This window comes from Bartonella sp. AA97HXZ, from assembly GCF_042196985.1.
Lineage (GTDB): Bacteria > Pseudomonadota > Alphaproteobacteria > Rhizobiales > Rhizobiaceae > Bartonella.
In genome coordinates this window covers 1-1,175 of record NZ_JBHIRC010000080.1, presented here as the reverse complement: position 1 = coordinate 1,175, position 1,175 = coordinate 1, and the positions used below count along the sequence as shown (strand labels likewise).

The 1,175-nt window shown below is 37.4% G+C and carries 1 protein-coding gene and 1 pseudogene; both read left to right on the top strand.

The window, feature by feature from the left end:
* On the top strand, nucleotides 1–681 hold a 681-nt coding region (locus ACFINE_RS09795), incomplete at its 5' end, for a hypothetical protein (RefSeq protein WP_375621895.1).
* Between the two features lie 101 nt (nucleotides 682–782).
* Nucleotides 783–1,175, top strand: a pseudogene (locus ACFINE_RS09790) (hypothetical protein); the annotation flags it as partial.

Genomic DNA, 1,175 nt, shown 5'->3' with positions numbered 1-1,175 from the left:
GAATTTATTGATGATTGTGAATATATCGATGGTCATTTCTTAACTCGAATTAGAGCCTTAAGAGATTTTGATGATGTCAAAAAAGGCGATTTAGGGGGGTATATTGAAAATGAAAGCAACTTATCTCATGAAGGTAATTGCTGGGTGTATAATAAAGCTCGGGTCTTTCAAAATGCACGCGTCTTTGGAAATGCTAAAGTAAAAAGCTTTTTTGTTGATGTCTATGGTAATGCTCAAATTTATGGGAATGCTATTTTTGAAGGTCTGACATTAAAGGACAATGCAAAACTGTCTGGTAATGCGCATGCTAACAACGCCGTTGTAATTGAAGGCAATGCACAAATTTATGATAACGCCCGTGTCACTGATCATGCTCATATTTCTGATAATGCTGTCATTTGTGATGATGCCCATGTCGGAGGCAATGCAAAAATAAGTGGCTCTGCTTATATCTGTGATGAATCGCGTGTTTTTGATGATGCTGTTATTTGTGATGCTCTTGTCTCAGGCAATTCTTACATTCATAGCAATGCCTCTTTAACAGCTAATGAAGATATCTGTGATGATGCATATCCTGAGTTTGGGAGCGAAGATGATTATTATCGTCATGAGTATTATGCTGATTTTGAAGGGTATTATGACGATGATGATAACAGCGAATATGAAAGTGATGCTGCGTAAATGACACGCGCGGGCGCGGCGGGGGCGCCTGCTTTCCAACCCAATTTTTCCATTTCAAATTTTATCAAACGTTTATCACATTAGATTGTGAGGGTCTTCTTATGTGCAAAAAATATGAATTAACCAGTGAAATCAAAAAAATCAAACATGCTCTTACTCGAAATATTATAAACCTTTATCGCATTAAAGCTTTAAAAGATTTTGATGATATAAAGGCGGGGTCTTTAGGCGGCTTTATTGAAAAGGAAGTTAACCTATCCCATGATGGCAATTGCTGGGTGTATGATGAGGCTTGTGTCTACGGTCATGCAAGAGTGTATGATGATGCAAAAATACGGCATTATTCGCAAGTCTGTGGTCAAGTTTATGGCAATGCTGAAGTCTATGGAAAGGCTTTTATCTCTCAATATGCAAAAATTTATGACCATGCTTTTGTCTATGGCAATGCTCATGTTTATGGCAATATTTATGGTAATGCTCATGTGAATGGTAGT